This is a genomic window from Pseudoduganella sp. GW821-FHT05F09 (assembly GCF_059419605.1).
Genome location: NZ_JBWKSD010000004.1, coordinates 176,951 through 195,730 on the forward strand (window position 1 = coordinate 176,951; position 18,780 = coordinate 195,730).

The window sequence follows — 18,780 nt, forward strand, 5'->3', positions numbered from 1 at the left end:
CAGGGTGCGCGGCCATGGACTGGCGGTGTTGGTGACATCGGAGAGCGTGCGCGGCGCGGGGCGCCGGGCGCACGTGCGCCTGGGACAATGCGCATGATACCAGCTAGCGGGCTGGCGGCGAAATCCCCGCCCCGCCGGGCGAGGGATTTACAGGGCGGAGGGGCAGGGTGGTGCGGCGGCTCAGAAGCGGACGAACTCGCCCTCGTCCATGTCCTCGCCCTGCTGGGCCAGGGACGGGTAGACCTCCCTGCTGCGCACCATCTTGACGGCCGATGGCCTGCGCACCACGGCGGCCGGAGCCTGCCGCCGCAGCGGCGCCGCGTTCACCTTGAAGAAGCCCATGGTCTGCTGCAGCTGTTCGGCCTGGCCGCTCATTTCCTCGGCGGTGGCGGCCAGCTCCTCCGAGCTGCTGGCGTTCTGCTGGGTGGTCTGGCTGAGCTGGTTCACCGCGGAATTGATCTGCGCCACCCCGGCCGACTGCTCCTCGGACGCGGCGGCAATCTCCTGCACCAGCCCGGAAGTCTTCTTGATGTTCGGCACCATCTGCTCCAGCAGGATGCCGGCCCGCTCGGCCAGCTCCACGCTGCTGGTGGCCACCTCGCCGATCTCCTGCGCCGCCACCTGGCTGCGCTCGGCCAGCTTGCGCACCTCGGCCGCCACCACCGCGAAGCCCTTGCCGTGCTCGCCCGCGCGCGCCGCCTCGATGGCCGCGTTCAGCGCCAGCAGATTGGTCTGGTAGGCGATGTCGTCGATGATGCCGATCTTGCGCGCGATCTGCTTCATCGCCGCCACGGTGGCGTCGACCGCCGCGCCGCCCTCGGTGGCCTCCTGCGAGGCCTTGGCCGCCATGCCGTCGGTGGCCTTGGCGTTGTCGGTGTTCTGCGCGATGGAGGAGGTCATCTCTTCGATCGAGGCGCTGGTTTCCTCCACGCTGGCCGCCTGCTCGCTGGACGCCTGCGACAGCGCCTGCGCCGTCGCGCTGACCTGCTCGGACGCGCTGGCCAGCGACTGTGCGCCCGAGTTGACCTCGGTGACCACCTGCAGCAGCTTGGCCATGGTGTTGTTCGCGTATTCCTTCAGCTCGGCGAAACTGCCCTCGTACTGCTTGTCTATGGTCTTGCTCAGGTCGCCGTCCGCCAGCGCGCCCATCACGCGCACCACGTCGGCAATGCTGGCCCCGGTGGTGGCCATCAGGCGGTTCAGGCCTTCGCCCAGCTCCTTCTGGAAGCCCTGCAGCCCGGCCAGTTCCACGCGCGCCTCGAAGTTGCCCTGGTTGGCCGCGCCCACCACGCGCTGCTGGCCCTCGATCACCTGGCTCAGCTTGTTCACCGTGTTGTTGGCAAAGCGCTTCAGCTCGTCGAACTCGCCCTCGTAAGGCTTGGTGATGGTCTTGCTCAGGTCGCCCTCCGACAGCGCGCCCATCACGCGCACCACGTCGGCGATGCTGGCCCCGGTGGTCTCCATCAGCTGGTTCAAGCCCGAGCCCAGCTCCTGCTGGAAGCCCTGCAGGCCGGCCAGGTCGATGCGGACCTCGAAATTGCCCCGGTTGGCCGCCTCCACCGCGCGTTTCTGGCCGGAGATCACCTGGTTCAGCTTGGCCACCAGGTTGCGCATGGCGCGCAGCAGCTGGCCGGTTTCGTCCCGCGACTCGTCCTTGATGTCGATCGACAGGTCGCCGGCCTCCAGCCGCTCGGCCACCTGCACCGCCTGCCGGATCGGGCGCACGATGCTGAGCGTGATCCAGGCTGCAATCGCCACCGCCAGCGCGATGGCCCCGGCCGACAGCGCCATCACCAGCGTGCGCGTGGATTCATAGGTGGCGGCGGCGTCGTCGGCGGCCTTGTCCATCAGCTCGCCCTGCGATTTGGCCAGTGCCTCGAGCGCCAGCCAGAACTGGTCGTTGGTGGGCACGAACTCGTTTTTCAGGTAGTCGATCGCGCCCTTGCGGTCCGCCTTCACCAGCGCGTAAAAGGGCTCGTACTTGGCCGCCACCAGCTCGCGCTTGTCGAGGATGGTTTTGTACATCTGCTTGCCGGCCTCCGTGCTGAGCAGTTTTTGCACTTTGCCCAGGCCCTCGTTCATCTCGCCGCGGTTGGTGTCGACCAGGCGGCGGTACTTGTCCACCTCGGCATCGCTGCTGGAGAGCAGCATATTGCGCATCTGGCGCGCGTTGTCCATGCTGTCTTTCAATACCTCGTTGATCAGGACGACCTTGGCATAGTGCTCCTCGTACATGACGCGGCTGCTTTCGTTGACCGTGCCCAGGCGCTGGACACTGATGACGGACAAAATCAATAGCAGCACAACGACGCTGCCAAAGCCTAAGCCGAGGCGGGTGGCGATCTTCAGGTTTTTCAGCATGGGGTGTTCCCTGTCTGGTTGGCGGTGAATTGTTAATTATGCGCTGACGCTTCACGGCCAATTCTCTCCAATAATCACCGTTGCGCGGACGCGCCATACAGCCTAGAATACTGTATATAAACACAGTTATCATCTCAACCCGGGGCCACCATGGACGACGAACAGCTTGAAGGGCAAGCCATGCTGCCGCCGGCGCCGCTGCGGGCGCAGAAAGGGCGCGGCGCGGTCAGCAATCTGCAGGGCCGCTACGAGGTGCAAGGCCGCGAGCAGTTCGACGACGGCTGGGAGCAGGAGGAGGACGGCGAGCCGCGCGTGTGGAAGACGCACGTCACGGACGAGATCGCCAAATCCATTCTCACCCGCAACAGTTCGCCGGACGTGCCCTTCGACGTGTCGCTCAATCCCTACCGGGGCTGCGAGCACGGCTGCATTTACTGCTTTGCGCGGCCCACCCACAGCTACCTGGGCCTGTCGCCCGGCATGGACTTCGAGAGCAAGATCTTCGCCAAGGTGAACGCGCCCGAACTGCTGCGGCAGGAGCTGGCGCGGCCTTCCTACGTGCCGGAGCCGATCGCGCTGGGCGTCAACACGGACGCCTACCAGCCCTGCGAGCGCGGGCTGCGCATCACGCGGCGGGTGCTGGAGGTGCTGCACGAGTGTAACCATCCGGTGGGGCTGATCACCAAGTCCGCGCTGATCGAGCGGGATATTGACCTGCTGGCGGCCATGGCGGCCAAGGGCCAGGCCTCGGCCGCCATCACCATCACCACGCTGGACCCGGCCATCGCGCGCACGCTGGAGCCGCGCGCGGCGGCCCCGGCGCGGCGCCTGCGCACCATCCGCATGCTGGCGGACGCGGGCATTCCTGTCGGCGTCAGCATCGCGCCGGTGATCCCCTTTGTGACCGAGCCGGACCTGGAGCGGGTGATGGAGGCGGCATTCAAGGCCGGGGCCATGCACGCCAACTACATCGTGCTCAGGCTGCCGTGGGAGGTCAACCCGCTGTTCCAGCAATGGCTGGAGGCGCATTTCCCCGACCGTGCCCAGCGCGTGATGAACCGCGTGCGCGACATGCGCGGCGGCAAGGACTACGAGAGCGACTTCGGCAAGCGCATGAAAGGCGAGGGCGTCTGGGCCGATCTGATACGCCAGCGGGCCGAGAAGGCGATCCGCCGCTTCGGCATGGAAAAGCGCGGCAGCCGCTTCCGCCTGCTCGACGCCAGCCAGTTCAAGCGCCCTCTGGTGGTGCCTGCCGTCGGCGCCAAAGCCAAGGCCGCTGCGGCGGCGGGACAGATGGATTTGTTCTGAGGAGACAGGGAGGATGTATGGGATGGCTACTCATCAGCATCATACTGCCGCTGGTCGCACCGATTTGCGCGCTGCTGTTCCTGCGGCCTTTGCCATTGCCGCCCGAACTCGCCCCACTGCGGGATTTGGTGGTACCAATTAAAGATGGCCAGCTGTGCTGGGTGGCCATCGGTTTTTGCGCTTCGGCACTATATGAAATGGCCGTGACGAGTTTTTGCGGCACGCACGTGTTGCGAGCCTACGGTGGCATGGTTACTGGAGGGCTGGTTACGGTACTTGCCGGCAGTAGTATCGTTGCTGCCGGTGGCGCAATTTTCCCTACCGCCACCGTCCGACGACCATCGACGACCTGGATGCATCATTACTCGTGCCTGATAGTGTCTCTCGCGTTGGCGTTATGCGCTGCGGCTTTGTACGCGCTGGTACACTTTGATTTACTCATTAACCACACGGTGAGGGAGATGCCATGTTTACCAGTTGGGTGAAATACCATTTTCGGGACGTAGACCATGCCCGCATGTCGATCAGTGTCATTGGTGGGACGCTCGGCTTGATCGGTGTCGGAATCGTTTTGCTGGGTGCGTTGCTTGCGTAGTCAGGCTCGTTACGCGCGCGAGGCGATCAGTTCCATCAGGTATTGCTCGATGGCGAAGACATGGGCGTCGTGCTTGCCGAGTTCGCGCAGGGCCAGCGCGAGATGGGTCAGGTAGTCGCTGTTGGGGCCGCTGGGGCCGGCGGAGCGCGCGATGTGGCGGGCGATTTCTTCTTCGCTCGCTTCGCCCAGGAAGGCTTCGTTGTCTTCCCGCGCCACGTAGACCACGCCTGCGGCCGCTTCGCCTTCCACGTCGTCGAACGCCATCTCCACGGCCACCCGCAGGTAGCCGTTTTTCTCGCGGTAGTCCAGGTGGCCGAACACTTCCGGCGTAATCAGGTAGGCCATGCCGTGGCAGACCGCGCCCGCGTCGGGGATGATGGTGACCACGCGGCCCGGCGCCGAGGGCGTGCCGCGATGGTCGTGCGAACCTTGCCAGAAGCGGCGCGACCAGCCTTCGATATTGGCCGGGCGCCGCTGCAGGTAGGGGAAGTCCGCCTTGTAGATCAGCGAGCCGTAGCCGAACACCCACACGCTGGCGTGACCGGTGAAGTCCATCTGCTGGTTGATCGCGATCGTATTGGCTGACATGGCTGAATTATAGCGAAGCGCGCCGTACTGCCCAGTGCTGTAGCGCTATCAGGCCGGGCGCAGTTCCGCAGCCTGCCGCAAAGCGCCCTGTATCGCTTGCGCGCGCAGTTCGGCGCCCAGCGCGATGCCTTCGGCGCGCACCACGTCCACCTGCGCAATGCCCATGATGGAGAACACGGCCTTGAGGTAGGATTCCTGGTGGTCGGCCAGCATTTCGTGCGGCTGGCCGCCGCGCGTCGACACCAGCACCACGCGCTTGCCCGCCGCCAGGCCCACGGTGCGGCCGTCCGCGCCCACGTCATAGGTGCGGCCCTGCTGCAGCACGCGGTCCAGCCAGGCTTTCAGCGTGGACGGCACCGACAGGTTGAACATCGGCGCGCCCAGCACCAGCACGTCGGCCGCCATGAATTCGGCCAGCAGGGACTCGGACAGCAGCGCCTCGGCGCTCAGCTCGGCGTTCATGGGCAGGGCGGTGTTCCATTCGGACCGCATTACTTGCATCAGCGGACCGTTGACATGCGACAGTGGCGAAGCCGACAGATCGCGGTAAATGACGCAGGCCTGCTCGTTGCCGGCGCGTAGCGCTTCCACGGCGGCGGCGCTCAGCTGCCTGGAAGCGGAGTTGTCGCCCAGACAAGCTGAGTCGATATGCAAGATATTCATGATGAGCGCAATAAAAAACGAATGCGGGCAGCTTATACCTGCAACAATCATCGCGAAAGAGGTGATAATGCAAATTAGTTTTGCAAAATTAGAATAATGCGGGTGACACAATGGCGGCTGAAAACCTTAACGACATGTATCTGTTCGCTAAAGTTGTCGAACATGGCGGCTACAGCGCGGCGGCGGCCGCTTTGGGCATGCAGGCGTCCCGCCTCAGCAGGCACATTGTAGCGCTGGAAAAGGATTTGGGCGTGCGCCTGCTAAACCGCACCACGCGTCGTATTTCCGTCACAGAAGCGGGCCAGACCTACTACCGCCACTGCGCCGCCGTGGTGGCCGAAGCCCAGGCCGCGCGCGACGCCATCGAGCGCACCCGTTCCACGCCGCAGGGCCTGGTGCGCCTGAGCGCGCCGCTGGGACTGCTGCAAAACGGCGTGGGACGCATTATTTCAGCTTATCTGAATGCTAACCCGCTGGTGCGCATCGCCATCGACGCCACCAACCGCCGCGTCGACGTGATCGAGGAAGGCATAGACATCGCGCTGCGCGTGCGCACGCCGCCGCTGGACGACAGCGACCTGGCCGTGCGCGTGCTGGCGCGCTCCGAGCCCATCCTGGTGGCCAGCCCGCGCCTGTTCGCGCACTACCCGCGCCCCACGGACGCGGCCGGGCTGGCGCAGCTGCCCACGCTGGCCATGGCCCGCCCCGGCGACAAGTTCGTGTGGAATTTCATCAACGTCGCCGGCGCCAGCGTCAGCGTCACGCACGCGCCGCGCATGGTGACGGACGACATGCCCACGCTGAAACTGGCCGCCATCGACGGCCTCGGCGTGGCCCAGCTGCCGCAGGCCCAGGTCCAGTCCGACCTGGACAGCGGCCTGCTCGAGCGCGTGCTGCCGCAGCTCAATTTCCCGTTCCGCCTGGTGCATGCGGTGTTCCCGTCGCGCCGGGGCCTGGTGCCCGCCGTGCGCGGCCTGCTCGACGAGCTGGTGCTGGGCTACCAGCGCAACTGCTGCCTGGCCTGACGCCTGGCCTGACAGGCACTCAGGACTGCGGAATGTTCCACTCGTGCGCGGCCACGAACTGGAACAGGAAGTCCGCAAAGCTCTGCGCAGCCGGCGACAGCGAACGCGCGCTCTTGGTGTAGACGAAGAAGCGCCGCGTCAGTTCCGGTTCGCGCAGCAATCGCATCTGCAAGCCGTACAGCTTGACCATGGGTTCCGCGTAGGGCAGGCAGGCGGTCACGCCCAGGCCCGCGTTCACCATCGCCAGCGCGGTGGTCATGAAGGTGACTTCGTTGTAGGGATTGAGCGCCACGTCGCGCAGCAGGCGCTCGGTGAACTGGCCCTGCAGCGCGATCAGCGGATGCTCGTTGACGTCGCTCCAGGTCACGCTGTCCTTGCCCGCCAGCGGGTGCGCCACCGGCAGCACCAGCACGAAAGGCATCTCGAACAGCAGCTGCGCGGCGATCTCGGCCGCCGGATCGCGCTCCGGGCCGATGCCGAAATCCACCTCGCCGCTGAACACGCGGCCGGACACGTTCTCCACCGGGCAGTCCACCAGCATCACCTGCACCGCCGGGTAGGCCGCGCGGTAGGCGGCGATCACCTCCGGCAGCAGGGTGCAGGCCATCATCTGCGGCGCCGCCACGCGCACCGTGCCCTTTTTCAGCGCCTTGCGGTTGGCAATGTCGGCCATGGCGCCGTCCAGGTCCTGCAGCATCTTGTCGAACAGCGGATACAGCTCGCGCCCCAGCTCGGACAGCTGCGCGCGCCGCGTATTGCGCTCCACCACCTTCACGCCCAGCACCTGTTCCAGCTCCTTGATCTGGCCGCTCAGCGAGGACTGCGTCAGGTTCAGCAGTTCGGCGGCCAGCGTAAAGCTGCCGGTGCGGGCGATGGCGACAAGGGCGCGCATCTGGCGCAGTGTGGGACTCATAAGGAATTCCGATAAATCGATTGAAAAATACCGTTTGTATGATATCTCATTCTGGATTCTAATATCGGCATACTCTTGGAGAGACCACCATGAAAATCAAGCAAATCCACCACGTCGCCTACCGCTGCAAGGACGCCAAGCAAACCGTCGAGTGGTACGTCAAGCACCTGAATATGGACTTCGTGCTGGCCATCGCCGAAGACGAAGTACCGTCCACCAAGGCGCCGGACCCGTATATGCACGTGTTCCTGGATGCGGGCCACGGCAATGTGCTGGCCTTCTTCGAGCTGCCGACCCAGCCCGCCATGGACCGCGACCACAACACCCCGGCCTGGGTGCAGCACCTGGCCATGGAAGTGGACAGCATGGACGAGCTGCTGGAGGCGAAGCAGCGCCTGACGGACGCCGGCATCGACGTGATCGGCCCGGTCAACCACACCATCTTCAAGTCGATCTACTTCTTCGACCCCAACGGCCACCGCCTCGAGCTGTCCGTCAACACCGGCACGCCGGAAATGATGCGCAAGCTGGACGAAGTCAAATGGGACATGCTGGAAGAATGGTCCAAAACCAAAAAAGCGCCCAAGCACGCCGCCTGGATGCACGCCCCCGCCACCGGAGAATAAGCAATGAAATTAGCCACCCTGAAAAACGGCAGCCGTGACGGAACCCTGGTGGTCGTCAGCCGCGACCTGAAGCACTACGTGAGCGCCGGCGGCGCCGCCCCCACGCTGCAGGCGGCGCTGGACAACTGGGAATACACCGCGCCGCAGCTGGCCGCGCTGTACGCCGCGCTGAACGAAGGCCGCGCCGCCGATGCGCAGCCGTTCGACGAAAGCGCCTGCCACTCGCCGCTGCCGCGCGCCTACCAGTGGGCCGACGGTTCCGCCTACATCAACCACGTGGAACTGGTGCGCAAGGCGCGCAACGCCGAGGTGCCGGCCTCCTTCTACACCGACCCGCTGATGTACCAGGGCGGTTCGGACAGCTTCGTCGGCCCGCGCGACAGCATCTACGCGCTGAGCGAAGACTGGGGCATAGACCTGGAAGCCGAAGTGGCCGTGATCACCGGCGACGTGAAGATGGGCGCCAGCGAAGCCGACGCCGCCAGCGCGATCCGCCTGGTGATGCTGGTAAACGACGTCTCCCTGCGCAACCTGATCCCGAACGAACTGGCCAAGGGCTTCGGCTTCTTCAACTCCAAGCCGGCCAGCGCCTTCTCGCCTGTGGCCGTCACGCCGGACGAACTGGGCGCGCACTGGGCGGACAACAAGCTGCACCTGCCGCTCACCGTGCACCTGAACCGGCAGCCTTTCGGCAAGCCGAACGCCGGCGAAGATATGACTTTCAGCTTCGCCCAGCTGGTGGCGCACGCCGCCAGGACGCGCGAGCTGGCGGCCGGCACCATCATCGGTTCCGGCACCGTGTCCAACAAGCAGGGCAGCCTGCACGGCTCCAGCATCGCCAACGGCGGCGTGGGCTACTGCTGCCTGGCCGAAGTGCGCATGTACGAAACCATCGAAGGCGGCAAGCCCGCCACCGGCTTCCTCAAGTTCGGCGACACCGTGCGCATCGAGATGTTCGACGGGCAGGGCGCCAGCGTGTTCGGCGCCATCGACCAGACCGTGGCGCACTACCAGGAGCGGGGCTGATGAAACTGTACACCTACTTCCGCAGCTCGGCCGCCTACCGCGTCCGCATCGCGCTCAACCTGAAGGGGCTGCCCTACGAGGCGGTGCCGGTGCACCTGCTGCGCAACGGCGGCGAGCAGCTGGGAGAGGCCTACCGCGAAATCAATCCGGGCGCGCTGCTGCCCGCGCTGGAGGATGAGGGCGTGCTGCTGACGCAGTCGCTGGCCATCGTGGAGTATCTGGAGGAGACGCATGCGGAGACGGCCTTGCTGCCGGCCGACGCGGCGGGCCGCGCCCGCGTGCGCGCGCTGGCCATGACCATCGCCTGCGACACGCACCCGCTCAGCAATCTGCGCGTGCTCAGGTATCTGGTGCACACGCTCAAGCTGGACGAAGCGGCCAAGCTGGATTGGATACGGCACTGGATGCGCCTCGGCCTGGCCACGTTCGAAGCGCACCTGGCGTGCGACGGCGCCACCGGCCGTTTCTGCCACGGCGACACGCCCACCCTGGCCGATTGCTGCCTGGTGCCGCAGGTGTTCAATGCGGAGCGCTTCGAGGTGGATCTGGCGCCGTATCCGAACATCGCGCGCATCGCCGCCAATTGCGCCGCGCTGCCTGCTTTCCAGGCCGCGCACCCGTCGCAGCAGCCGGACGCCGAGTGAGCTGGTAGCTTAGGCGTTCCCCAGCACCACCCGGTCGCGCCCTTCGTTCTTCGCCTGGTACAGGGCCTTATCCGCCCGCATCAGCAGGGACGAGGGCGAATCCGGCGCCTCCTGCAAATACGACGCCGCCACGCCCACGCTGATGGTCAGCGACACTTCCAGCCCGCCATCGAGTTCAATGCGCAGCTGCGACACCGTCTCGCGCAGGCGTTCGGCGGCGGCGCCCGCCGTTTCCAGCGAAGCCTCCGGCATCAGCAGCACAAACTCCTCCCCGCCGAAGCGCGCCACCAGGTCTATGCTGCGCAGGCCCGCCGACAGTGCGCTCGCCACCGCCACAATGGCCTGGTCGCCCACATCATGTCCGTAAGTGTCGTTGATGCGCTTGAAGTGGTCGATGTCCACCATCAGCAGCGCCAGCGGATGGCGGTAGCGCCGCGCGCGGTCCAGCTCCTTGGCGATCTGCTCCGTCATGCGGCGCCGGTTGGCGATACCGGTGAGCGGATCGGTGGTGGCCAGCTGTTCCAGCTTGGTATTGGCCATCAACAGTTCCAGCGTGCGCTGCAGCACCCTGTCCTCCAGGTTGTTGCGCTCGTCGTTCAGCGCCGCCAGCGCCATGCGCCGCGAGCGCAGCACGCGCACCAGCACCGTGATCAGCGCCGCCTGCAGCAGGATCAGCGTGCCGCCCAAGAGTATCTGCCAACGGTACAGCTCCCACACACCAACGGGCCGGTTCTGCAGCACGGCTTCCGGCGGCAGCTTGCGCAGCTGGAAGCGCTCGGCGGTGGGGTAGTCGAAGATATAGCGCTGCACGCCGCTCAGATCGGCCGGCTGGCCATGCAGGATGCGCGCGATGACGCGGCCTATGGCCTCGCCGCTCAGCACATAGCCGCCCACTATGCCGGGCACCACCAGCGAGTCGATATGCGTGAACACCGGTGCTGTCGTCACCGCCGCCAGCTTGCGCGTTACTTCGGCCGGCGTCGCCCTGGCGCCGGTGCTGTCGCGGTAGGTGGCCAGCAGCAGGATGGCCGTGTCCGAGCCCAGCATGCCGGCGCGGCGGTACAGGTCGGCGAAAGGCTGCTGGTCCCAGTAGTCGAAAACGATCTGCTTGCTGTAGGGGCGCGACGCGGCGCGCACGCCGGCGATCCATTCCTGCACGCGCGGACTCGGGTCGCCCACCACCACCACGCGCTTCACATTCGGCGCGACCAGCGGAATGGCCCCCACGATGCGGCCGTAGTCCGGCGCCACCTCCAGCGCCTCGCCGTCGCCCGGGCGCCAGTTGCGGCGGCCATGGTTCACATAGAAGCGCGGCACGCCGGGGAACAGTTCCGGGTGGCTGTTCAGGAAACCCGAGGCCAGGTAGTTTTCGGCAACCACGGCGTCCAGTTTCACGTTCGCGTACTTGATGCGGAGATAGGGCTCCATGCTCTCCAGCGCGGCTTGTTCGCCCACGCGGTTGAAGTCGAAGTGCTCCTCGAAGACGCTGGGCTCGTCGTTCCAGCGCTTGCTTGCCATTTCATCATGCAAGCCCTTGTGCACCAGCCGCTGCCACAGCGAGGCCGACTCCGAGCCCAGCGAATACAGCACCAGCACCTTGCGCTGCTCCGCCGCGCGCGCCTGGCCCGCAGCCAGCAGCGCCAGCAGGCACAGTGCGCAAGCGGCCAGCAGCCAGCCGGCGCGGCGCATGAGGGTGGGGGAGGGGTGCGGATAGTCCATAAACGGCGTTTGTCTGACGAACAAGACAGTTTGACACAAAGTATCTATGGCTGTTTACATTTGTCTCGCGGCGCGGGCCCGGGCGCCAGCCTAGGCTGCGCGCAGTGCGTCCACAATTTTCATGCGCGCGGCGCGCACGGCAGGCAGGAAGCCGCCGATAAAGCCCATCACCAGCGAGAACAGCAAGGTCTTGGCCACAATGGCGCCATTCAGCCGGAAACCGAAGGCCAGTTCGGAGAAGGACTGGAAATTGGTGGTGGAAAAGGACAGGAACTGCATGAAGGAGGCAAACCCCAGCCCGACCGCGCCGCCCGCCACCGCCAGCAGCATGGACTCGGCCAGGAAGGCGGCCAGGATGTTGCGCCGCTGGTAGCCCAGCGCGCGCAGCGTGCCGATCTCGCCGGTGCGGTTGGCCACCGACGCGTACATGGTGATGGCCGCGCCTATCATCGCGCCGATGGAAAAGATGATGGACAGCGTCAGCCCCAGTATGCTGATGAAGGTGGACAGCGCGCGCGACTGGTCCGAGTAGAAGGTCTGTTCGCGCTTGGCCTCCAGTGTCAGGCGCTGATCCGATTCGATATCCTGCTTGAAGCGCTCGAACAGCGTGCTGTCCGCCAGCCGCAGCACCATGGACGAATAGCCGTTGCGGCGGAAGGCCTGCATCAGCTGGTCCGCGTCGCCCCAGATCTCGGAGTCAAAACCGCTGTTGCCGGCGTCGAACAGGCCCACCACGGTCCATTCGCGCTGGCCGAAGCGCAGCTTCTCGCCTATGCCCGCGCCGGCGAAGCGCTTGGCGATGCTGGCCCCGGCCACGATCTCGGAGGCGCCGGGACGGAACATGCGGCCCGCGCTCAGCTTCACCTGCGGCCGCAACACCAGGCCGCGCTGGTCTATGCCGCGTATCACCACGTTGGAGGGCTTGTCGGAACCCCGTTTGCGCAGCGAGATCAGCACCACGGTCTCCTTGGACACCATGCGCTGGCCGTCCGCGCCCAGCGCAATGGCCGGGTGGCTGGAGGCGATATTGGCCTGCGCGCGGTCCACGCCGCTCTGCACTTCGCTTTCCGCCGAGCGGCGTATCAGGATCACGTTGTCGTACTCGCCGGTGGTGACCAGGGTGGTGCGCAGGCCCTCGTCCAGCATCAGCACGGTGGCAAACACGAACACCACCAGCGCCAGGCCGCTGGCGGTGAGCGTGGTGGTCAGGCGCCGCGCCCACAGGTTGCGCGCGATGTAGGACAGGGGAATGCGCATCAGCCTATGCTCCTCAGTCCCTCGACGATGTTAACCCGCACCGCGCGTATGGTGGGCGTAATGCCGGCCACCACGCCGATCAGCAGCGCCGCCAGCCACTGCAGCAGCAAGGTCAGCGGCGCCACCTGGAACACCGGGAACATGGTGCCCATGGCCGAACCGATGATGGCCGCCAGCGGGAACAGCAGCGCGATGCCGAGCGCCGCGCCGAACAGCGACAGCAGCAGCGATTCGCCGAAGATCAGCGCCGCCAGGTAGCCGGGGCCGAAGCCCAGCACCTTCAGCGTGGCGTATTCGCCTAGCCGCTCGCGCGCGCTCATGGCCATGGTGTTGGCCATCACCGCCATGATGATGACGATGACCACGAAGGACACCACGCGCACCGCCACCACGATGGCTTCGGACATGGACACGAAGCCGAGCTGGAAGGCCTTCTCGGTCTCGGTCAGCGTTTCGGCCAGCGAGTTGCGGAACTGGCCGTCGATCACGCCGGAGGTGGCGGCGGCGTCCTCGGCGCGGGCGATGCGCACCACGTACACGCCCACCTGGTTGGCGCGGCGCGGGTAGATCTTCTTCAGGCCTTCGTTCACATAGTCCCAGTGGAAGAACATGGTGGCGGTGTTGGTCGAGTCCTGCCTGCCGTCGTAGATGCCGCGCACCACGAACTCCCACTGGCCCGGATAGATGGTGCCCTTGATGGGGATGGTGTCGCCCACCTTGAATCCGTACTGGTTCGCCAGCTTGCGGCCCACGATGGCGCCTTTGCGGTCGCGCAGGAAGGCGGCGCGCTGGTCGTCGGGCAGCAGGTAGTCGGGATAGATGTCCAGGTAGCTCTGGCCGGAAATGGCGAACTGCGCGAAGAAGTTCTTGGGGTCCTTGTACACGCCGCCGAACCAGCTCGCGTAGCCCACGCCGGTCACGCCGTCCACGGCGCGGATGCGGGCCTGGTAGGCCAGCGGCAGCGGGAACACCAGCGAGGTGGCGTTGCGCGTGACGAGGGTGGTGTTGGAGGCGCCCTCGGCGCCCGCGTACCACGCGTCCACCACGGTTTGCAGCAGGCCGAAGGAGAGCGTGGCCACCACCAGGCCGAGCACCGTCAGCGCCGTGCGCAGCTTGTGGCGCAAGGCGTTCTTGGCGATCAGCTTGAGCAGGTACATGGCGGGCCGGGCCTAGGCGGGCGCGGAAATGAGCTCACCTTTTTCAAGGTGGATCAGCGTGCGCGCCTGGGCCGCGGCGTGCGCGTCGTGCGTGACCATGATGATGGTCTTGCCCAGCTCCCGGTTCAGCTGCTGCAGCAGCGCCAACACCTCGGCGGCGGACTGGCGGTCCAGGTCCCCGGTCGGTTCGTCTGCCACGATGATGGTGGGGTCGGTGACGATGGCGCGCGCAATGGCCACGCGCTGCTGCTGGCCGCCGGACAGCTCGTTGGGCGTGTGGTCCATGCGGTCGGACAGGCCGACCATGGCCAGCGTCAGCTCCACGCGCTCGCGCCGTTCGCGGCGGGACAGCGCCGTCAGCAGCAGCGGCAGCTCCACGTTCTCGAAGGCGGACAGCACCGGCATCAGATTGTAGAACTGGAAGATGAAGCCCACATTGGCGGCGCGCCAGTGCGCCAGGTCGGTCTCGGACATGGACGCGATGTCCAGGCCGTCCACGCGCAGCAGGCCGGAGTCCGGCTTGTCGATGCCCGCGATCAGGTTCAGCAGGGTGCTCTTGCCCGAGCCCGAAGGCCCCATCAGCGCGGTGAAGTCGCCGGCCTGGATGTCCAGCGTGATATCGGTCAGCACCGGCACCACCTGGCCGCCGCGCTGGTAGGATTTCACGAGGTGCTCGATCCGCACCAGGGGCGCATCGCCGGGCGCCGTCATTTCTTCGCCGCCGACACCGGCTGGCCGTCGTGCAGCTTGGCGTCCGGATTCGCCACCACCTTGTCGCCCGGTTTTACGCCGCCCACTTCCACCAGCTCGCCCACCTTGCGGCCGCTGGATACGGCGACCTGGCGCAGCTTGCCGTCCGCCACCACGAACACCACGGCCTTGCCGTCGCGCGTGGCGATGGCGGCCGGCTGCAGCGCCGTCACCGCCGCCTTGTCCCCGGCCGGCACGGGCTTGGACAGGAAGGCCACCTTGGCGCTCATGTCCGGCAGCACGCGCGGATCGCGGTCGATGAAGCACACCTTCACCAGCAAGGTCGCCTTGCTGCGGTCCACGGTCGGCACCATGCGCGACACCACGCCCGCCAGGCGCAGCTCGGGGAAGGCGTCGAGCTGGATTTCCACCGGCTGGTCCACCTTGATCCTGGACAGGCTGGACTCGGACACGTCCGCCTCCACCTCCAGCGTATCCATGTCGGCGATGGTCACCACCGCGCCCTTGCTGTCGGCGGCGGAGGAGAAGGGCGTAATGTTGTCGCCCACGTTGGCGCTCTTGGTCAGGATCACGCCGTCGAAGGGGGCGCGGATCACGGTCTGGTCCAGCGCCACCTGCGCCGACTGCGCGCTGGCCTGCGCGGCGGCGATGCCCGCGCGCTGCGCCGAGATGGCCGCCTTGGCCTTGTTGTAGCGCGCCTGTGCGCTGTCGTAGCTGGCCGCCGCGATGAACTTCTGCGCCAGCAGCTCGCTGGCGCGCTTGAGCGCCTGCTGCGCGTCCAGCAGCTCGGCCTGGCCTTGTTCCAGATTGGCCTGCGCCACCTTGATATTGGCCTGCGCCTGGCCCAGCGAGGCGCTCACGTCGCGGTTCTCCAGGCGCGCAATGACCTCGTCCTTCTTCACGCGCGAGCCCTCCAGCACGCCCAGCCACTCCAGCCGCCCGGTGGCCTTGGACGACAGCGCCGCCTTGCGCTGCGCCACCACGTAACCGGTGGCGTTGAGCAGGGTGTAATTCTGCGAGGGATAGGCCTGCGACACGGTCACCGTCTCCACCTCCGCCTTGCCGCCGCCCAGGCGGCTGATGAACACGGCCGCCGCCGCCAGCGCCAGCACCGCCAGCGCTATCTTCAGCCACTTGCGCCTGCGCGAGCGCTGGCCCGGCACTTGCGCTTTCGCCGTGCGCTCTATCTTCAGTTTGGAGAGATCAGGAGAACTGGGCACGTAGCACCTCGGCAGCGTATGGTTATAAATTGATAAGTGGATGGTGCGGCAAAACCGGCTGGCTTGCAACTTCGTTGCCGCTTCACTTCGGCCCGTTGAGCATAAAGGGCAGCGGCAGGTGTGCCAGCGTGGTGCGCTGCCGCGACGGCTTGGCGCTCATTTGGATGATTTGCCTGCCCGGCACGCTGCCCGGTTCCACTCCGTAACGCACCGCCACCACGTGGAATTGCTCGGTCTTGCCTTCGACCTGCACCGTATATGGCATGACGGCGCCCGGCGTCATGCTGCCGCCGCTGGCGCTGTGGTTAAAGTGCAGCTCGTAGCGCATGCAGCCTGCCCAGCGGCGCGCGCGCTGCTGGGCCGCCACCAGCAAGTGGACCAGGAAGCGGTTCAGCAGGTAGGCCTTGCCGAAGTGGCTTTCGCGTACATAGTGGCGCACCACGCCCGTGCCCGGACGCAGGGCCAGGCGCAATTGTTTGCGGATGGCGGGATTGCCAGCCAGTTCCAGCGCCAGCTGCCGGCAGGCTGTATCGACCTGCCGGTATGCGCTGCCGCCTGCCGTCCAGCTGGTGAACAGGCAGCTTTGCTGCTCCATGGCCAGCAGGCGCTGATGCACCGACGCCAACGCCTCGCGCACCGCTGGCGCGCGCTCCATGGCTTGTATCGTTTGCAGCGGATGATCGTGGATGGTCATGGCGCGCAAGGCGTCCTGTAGGCCGCCGTCGCCGCCGCCGAATATCCCCACTTGCTGCGTGCTGGTGGCCGGCTCGCGCAAGGTGTCCTCGCCCCAGAAAGCCGGTCCCTTGAATGCCGTTTTACCGCGGCATAAGTTGGTGTCCTCAGCGCCCATGCCGCCGGCCAGCAGCACGTAGTCCGGCGTGATGGCCAGTTGCGCGCCGTAGTCGCCGCGCGGCCAGGGCCGCCAGGCACTGGGCATGATCAGACTCTCCTTCGGCGGCGGCTTGACGGACGAGCTCCAGCGCCGCGCGCGCAGGCCTTCCGTGACGGCAAAACGCTGCACGAAGTCCGTCATCGCGGCGCGGTCCACGCCGGTACGCAGAAACACCGGCCTTTGCCGGATTGCCGTGCGCGCCCACATGCATAATTTAAAGTAGAGCTGGTGCGCGCTGATAGGCTGCGCCGCCAGCCAGGCCGGCGAGCCGCTGTGCTCCGGCCCCCACTGCGGCCCGCTGGGCGGGTAGTCCTGTGCGGCGTGGATGCAGCTTGGCCAATCATACATGAAGGGGCCGACATGGCGGCCATGCACGTTGCGGAACAGCGTAAACGGGCGCTGCGCGGACTCGGCCACGACAACGTTCACACCCAGATCGGCGGCGGCCACCGCAGCGGCAATGCCGGCTACGCCGGCGCCCACTACCAGCATTTGGCTGAGCGAAGGGTCGGCCTTGTGCAGGTCGCGCACCAGCAGTTGGGCGCGCACAATCTGGTCGCGGATGCTGACTTGCATCATCCCGCTGGACAGGTCGAACACGTTGGGCGCGCATTTGTGGGCCAGCAGGGCCAGGCTGTCAACGGTGTCTATCATCGCTCAGCCCCGCCGCCTACCGCGTCTGCCAGCACGCGGTCGAAATCCGGCCTGTCCAGCGAAAACAGCATGGGGTCGGCCAGCACTTCCAGGATGCCGCCGCCGAAGTCTCCGTTGTTTTCGCCGTTGCCGATAGCGGGCGGTAGAGGGCGGTTGCCGCCGCCATTCTGGTTGCTGGGATGCCAGTCGTCGCCACAGCTCCAGGGCATTCCTTCAAGAAAGTCTTCCAGTGGAAAGTTCGCTTCGGCAAGCCCAAGTGTTTGCAGTTCGGCCAGCGTCCTGTGAACCGCGAAGGATATATTTCGGCCGGTATCCGGCGCGTTCGCATAGGTCCCGTAAGCGGCTGCAATTGCCGCTGCGGTGGGGCGCGGGGCGCCGTCGATGTATGCCTGGCGTAATTGGCCCAAGACGAAAATGGTCAAGTCGGGACGTGCAGGCTGTCTTGCTCTGGGCATGGGAGCTCCGGCATTCGAGACGAAAGTTTAATATTATTCGATTGATAACTCATTGTCTATCGGCAATTGAGCGCAAAGCGTTCCGGGCCGCAGCCACCACGGCCGCGCTCAGCCGCTCCAGCTTGGGCGACTGCACGCGCCAGGTGTGCCAGTGCAGGGCGATGTCGGAATGTTTGCCCGGCGCTAGGTCGAGCAGGGCGCCGCTGGCGAGGCGCTCGCCGATCTGCTGTTCGGCCACCATGCCGTAGCCCAGGCTCAGGTCTATGCAGCGCAGGAAGCTTTCGTTGGCCGGGATGAAGTGGCAGGGATGGCTGAACGGCGTGAGGCCGAATTCGCGCTGCATGAAGTTCGATTGCAGCAAGTCCTTGCGGTCGAACACCATCATGGGGGCGGCCAGCGCGGCTTGGCGGTTCAGCCCGTCCGGGAACCAGCGCGCGGCGAAGGCGGGCGTGGCCATCATGCGGTAGCGCATCACGCCCAGCGGCTGGGCCACGCAGCCGCGCATGGGCTGCGGCTCGGTGGAGATGGCCGCCAGCGCCTGGCCGCGCTCCATCAGCGTGTAGGTGTGGTCCTGGTCGTCCAGCGACAGGTCCAGCAGGATGTTTTCCGCAGTCAGGAAGGGGGCCAGGCCGGGCAGCAGCCAGGTGCCCAGGGTGTCGTTGTTGACGGCCAGGGACACGCTCAGCGGGCGGGCGTCTTCTTCCTCCATGCCGGACAGGAATTCCTCCTCCAGCAATTTGCTGCGTCGTAAATACTGCACCAGGCGCTGTCCGGCGCTGGTGGGACGGCAGGGGCGGCTGCGTATCAGCAGCGGCGTGCCCAGCGCCGCTTCCATGGCGCTGACGCGCTGCGACACGGCCGAGGCGGTAACGTGCAGCAGCGCGGCGGCCTGTTCAAAGCTGCCGGTGGCTACGATGGCGAGCAGGGCTTCGGCCTGGCGGGCGTCGGGCAGCATGGCGGTCTCCG

Annotated in this window: 18 protein-coding genes and 1 pseudogene; 6 read left to right on the forward strand and 13 right to left on the reverse strand. The window is 66.3% G+C overall.

Annotated elements, in window-relative coordinates; all coding sequences use genetic code 11:
* Positions 1–180 precede the first annotated feature (180 nt).
* Entirely contained in the window at positions 181–1,614 is a 1,434-nt protein-coding gene (locus tag AC07S4_RS14280; RefSeq protein ID WP_494987742.1) for a methyl-accepting chemotaxis protein, read from the reverse strand.
* Positions 1,597–2,361 (reverse strand): annotated as a pseudogene (locus AC07S4_RS14285) (MCP four helix bundle domain-containing protein); the annotation flags it as partial. The gene AC07S4_RS14280 and the pseudogene AC07S4_RS14285, both read right to left, overlap by 18 nt.
* A 150-nt stretch (positions 2,362–2,511) precedes the next feature.
* Between AC07S4_RS14285 and AC07S4_RS14290 the strand changes: the two are divergent.
* Positions 2,512–3,669 carry a PA0069 family radical SAM protein gene (locus AC07S4_RS14290; protein WP_494987285.1) on the forward strand — a complete coding sequence of 386 codons (1,158 nt, stop codon included), beginning with the start codon at positions 2,512–2,514 and terminating at the stop codon, positions 3,667–3,669.
* A gap of 17 nt (positions 3,670–3,686) precedes the next feature.
* Positions 3,687–4,154: a hypothetical protein gene (locus AC07S4_RS14295; RefSeq protein WP_494987286.1), complete on the forward strand. Its 468-nt coding sequence runs from the start codon at positions 3,687–3,689 to the stop codon at positions 4,152–4,154.
* Positions 4,155–4,273: 119 nt separating this feature from the next.
* Here the strand turns inward: AC07S4_RS14295 and AC07S4_RS14300 are convergent, their stop codons facing one another.
* Both AC07S4_RS14300 and AC07S4_RS14305 read right to left on the reverse strand, forming a co-directional pair.
* Positions 4,274–4,852 carry a gamma-glutamylcyclotransferase gene (locus tag AC07S4_RS14300; RefSeq protein WP_494987287.1) on the reverse strand — a complete coding sequence of 193 codons (579 nt, stop codon included), beginning with the start codon at positions 4,850–4,852 and terminating at the stop codon, positions 4,274–4,276.
* Positions 4,853–4,900: 48 nt separating this feature from the next.
* A complete protein-coding gene (locus tag AC07S4_RS14305) occupies positions 4,901–5,515 on the reverse strand; it encodes an FMN-dependent NADH-azoreductase (RefSeq protein ID WP_494987288.1) in 615 nt (204 codons plus the stop codon).
* 134 nt (positions 5,516–5,649) lie between these two features.
* Between AC07S4_RS14305 and AC07S4_RS14310 the strand changes: the two genes are divergently transcribed.
* A complete protein-coding gene (locus tag AC07S4_RS14310) occupies positions 5,650–6,540 on the forward strand; it encodes a LysR family transcriptional regulator (RefSeq protein WP_494987743.1) in 891 nt (296 codons plus the stop codon).
* 19 nt (positions 6,541–6,559) lie between these two features.
* Here the strand turns inward: AC07S4_RS14310 and AC07S4_RS14315 are convergent, their stop codons facing one another.
* The gene (locus AC07S4_RS14315; RefSeq protein WP_494987289.1) at positions 6,560–7,453 is read right to left on the reverse strand and encodes a LysR family transcriptional regulator; all 894 of its coding nucleotides are present in this window, start codon (positions 7,451–7,453) and stop codon (positions 6,560–6,562) included.
* Positions 7,454–7,542: 89 nt separating this feature from the next.
* On the opposite strand from AC07S4_RS14315, the gene AC07S4_RS14320 reads away from it, so the two are divergent.
* From AC07S4_RS14320 to maiA, 3 genes are read left to right on the forward strand one after another with little or no spacing between them, the layout of a single operon-like run.
* Positions 7,543–8,079, forward strand: a complete 537-nt coding sequence (locus AC07S4_RS14320) for a VOC family protein (protein ID WP_494987290.1) — start codon at positions 7,543–7,545, stop codon at positions 8,077–8,079.
* 3 nt (positions 8,080–8,082) lie between these two features.
* Entirely contained in the window at positions 8,083–9,105 is a 1,023-nt protein-coding gene (locus AC07S4_RS14325) for a fumarylacetoacetate hydrolase family protein (protein WP_494987291.1), read from the forward strand.
* Positions 9,105–9,749 (forward strand): maleylacetoacetate isomerase, encoded by a 645-nt coding sequence (maiA, locus tag AC07S4_RS14330; RefSeq protein ID WP_494987292.1) that lies wholly within the window; start codon positions 9,105–9,107, stop codon positions 9,747–9,749. The genes AC07S4_RS14325 and maiA overlap by 1 nt, the downstream gene beginning before the upstream one ends.
* 9 nt (positions 9,750–9,758) lie before the next feature.
* On the opposite strand, the gene AC07S4_RS14335 is transcribed toward maiA, so the two are convergent.
* The 8 genes from AC07S4_RS14335 to argP form a co-directional block, all read right to left on the reverse strand.
* The gene (locus tag AC07S4_RS14335; RefSeq protein ID WP_494987293.1) at positions 9,759–11,468 is read right to left on the reverse strand and encodes a diguanylate cyclase; all 1,710 of its coding nucleotides are present in this window, start codon (positions 11,466–11,468) and stop codon (positions 9,759–9,761) included.
* Positions 11,469–11,558: 90 nt separating this feature from the next.
* On the reverse strand, positions 11,559–12,725 hold the full coding sequence (locus AC07S4_RS14340; RefSeq protein ID WP_494987294.1) for an ABC transporter permease: 1,167 nt from the start codon (positions 12,723–12,725) through the stop codon (positions 11,559–11,561).
* The gene (locus AC07S4_RS14345; protein WP_494987295.1) at positions 12,725–13,882 is read right to left on the reverse strand and encodes an ABC transporter permease; all 1,158 of its coding nucleotides are present in this window, start codon (positions 13,880–13,882) and stop codon (positions 12,725–12,727) included. The genes AC07S4_RS14340 and AC07S4_RS14345 overlap by 1 nt, the downstream gene beginning before the upstream one ends.
* Positions 13,883–13,894: 12 nt before the next feature.
* Positions 13,895–14,593, reverse strand: coding sequence for an ABC transporter ATP-binding protein (locus AC07S4_RS14350; RefSeq protein ID WP_494987296.1), 699 nt, complete (start codon positions 14,591–14,593; stop codon positions 13,895–13,897).
* On the reverse strand, positions 14,590–15,813 hold the full coding sequence (locus AC07S4_RS14355) for an efflux RND transporter periplasmic adaptor subunit (RefSeq protein WP_494987297.1): 1,224 nt from the start codon (positions 15,811–15,813) through the stop codon (positions 14,590–14,592). Before AC07S4_RS14355 ends, AC07S4_RS14350 begins: the two co-directional genes overlap by 4 nt.
* Positions 15,814–15,895: 82 nt before the next feature.
* Positions 15,896–17,359 (reverse strand): NAD(P)-binding protein, encoded by a 1,464-nt coding sequence (locus AC07S4_RS14360; RefSeq protein WP_494987298.1) that lies wholly within the window; start codon positions 17,357–17,359, stop codon positions 15,896–15,898.
* Positions 17,356–17,781 carry a hypothetical protein gene (locus AC07S4_RS14365; protein WP_494987299.1) on the reverse strand — a complete coding sequence of 142 codons (426 nt, stop codon included), beginning with the start codon at positions 17,779–17,781 and terminating at the stop codon, positions 17,356–17,358. The genes AC07S4_RS14360 and AC07S4_RS14365 overlap by 4 nt, the downstream gene beginning before the upstream one ends.
* Positions 17,782–17,863: 82 nt before the next feature.
* On the reverse strand, positions 17,864–18,769 hold the full coding sequence (gene argP / locus AC07S4_RS14370; protein ID WP_494987300.1) for an HTH-type transcriptional regulator ArgP: 906 nt from the start codon (positions 18,767–18,769) through the stop codon (positions 17,864–17,866).
* Between the last annotated feature and the right edge of the window lie 11 nt (positions 18,770–18,780).

Excerpts from the sequence above, each read along its gene's own strand:
- AC07S4_RS14280 (WP_494987742.1), bottom strand. The coding sequence starts at position 1,614 with ATGCGCAACCTGGTGGCCAAGCTGAACCAGGTGATCTCCGGCCAGAAA.
- AC07S4_RS14290 (WP_494987285.1), top strand. The coding sequence starts at position 2,512 with ATGGACGACGAACAGCTTGAAGGGCAAGCCATGCTGCCGCCGGCGCCG.
- AC07S4_RS14295 (WP_494987286.1), top strand. The coding sequence starts at position 3,687 with ATGGGATGGCTACTCATCAGCATCATACTGCCGCTGGTCGCACCGATT.
- AC07S4_RS14300 (WP_494987287.1), bottom strand. The coding sequence starts at position 4,852 with ATGTCAGCCAATACGATCGCGATCAACCAGCAGATGGACTTCACCGGT.
- AC07S4_RS14305 (WP_494987288.1), bottom strand. The coding sequence starts at position 5,515 with ATGAATATCTTGCATATCGACTCAGCTTGTCTGGGCGACAACTCCGCT.
- AC07S4_RS14310 (WP_494987743.1), top strand. The coding sequence starts at position 5,650 with ATGTATCTGTTCGCTAAAGTTGTCGAACATGGCGGCTACAGCGCGGCG.
- AC07S4_RS14315 (WP_494987289.1), bottom strand. The coding sequence starts at position 7,453 with ATGAGTCCCACACTGCGCCAGATGCGCGCCCTTGTCGCCATCGCCCGC.
- AC07S4_RS14320 (WP_494987290.1), top strand. The coding sequence starts at position 7,543 with ATGAAAATCAAGCAAATCCACCACGTCGCCTACCGCTGCAAGGACGCC.
- AC07S4_RS14325 (WP_494987291.1), top strand. The coding sequence starts at position 8,083 with ATGAAATTAGCCACCCTGAAAAACGGCAGCCGTGACGGAACCCTGGTG.
- maiA (WP_494987292.1), top strand. The coding sequence starts at position 9,105 with ATGAAACTGTACACCTACTTCCGCAGCTCGGCCGCCTACCGCGTCCGC.
- AC07S4_RS14335 (WP_494987293.1), bottom strand. The coding sequence starts at position 11,468 with ATGGACTATCCGCACCCCTCCCCCACCCTCATGCGCCGCGCCGGCTGG.
- AC07S4_RS14340 (WP_494987294.1), bottom strand. The coding sequence starts at position 12,725 with ATGCGCATTCCCCTGTCCTACATCGCGCGCAACCTGTGGGCGCGGCGC.
- AC07S4_RS14345 (WP_494987295.1), bottom strand. The coding sequence starts at position 13,882 with ATGTACCTGCTCAAGCTGATCGCCAAGAACGCCTTGCGCCACAAGCTG.
- AC07S4_RS14350 (WP_494987296.1), bottom strand. The coding sequence starts at position 14,593 with ATGACGGCGCCCGGCGATGCGCCCCTGGTGCGGATCGAGCACCTCGTG.
- AC07S4_RS14360 (WP_494987298.1), bottom strand. The coding sequence starts at position 17,359 with ATGATAGACACCGTTGACAGCCTGGCCCTGCTGGCCCACAAATGCGCG.
- argP (WP_494987300.1), bottom strand. The coding sequence starts at position 18,769 with ATGCTGCCCGACGCCCGCCAGGCCGAAGCCCTGCTCGCCATCGTAGCC.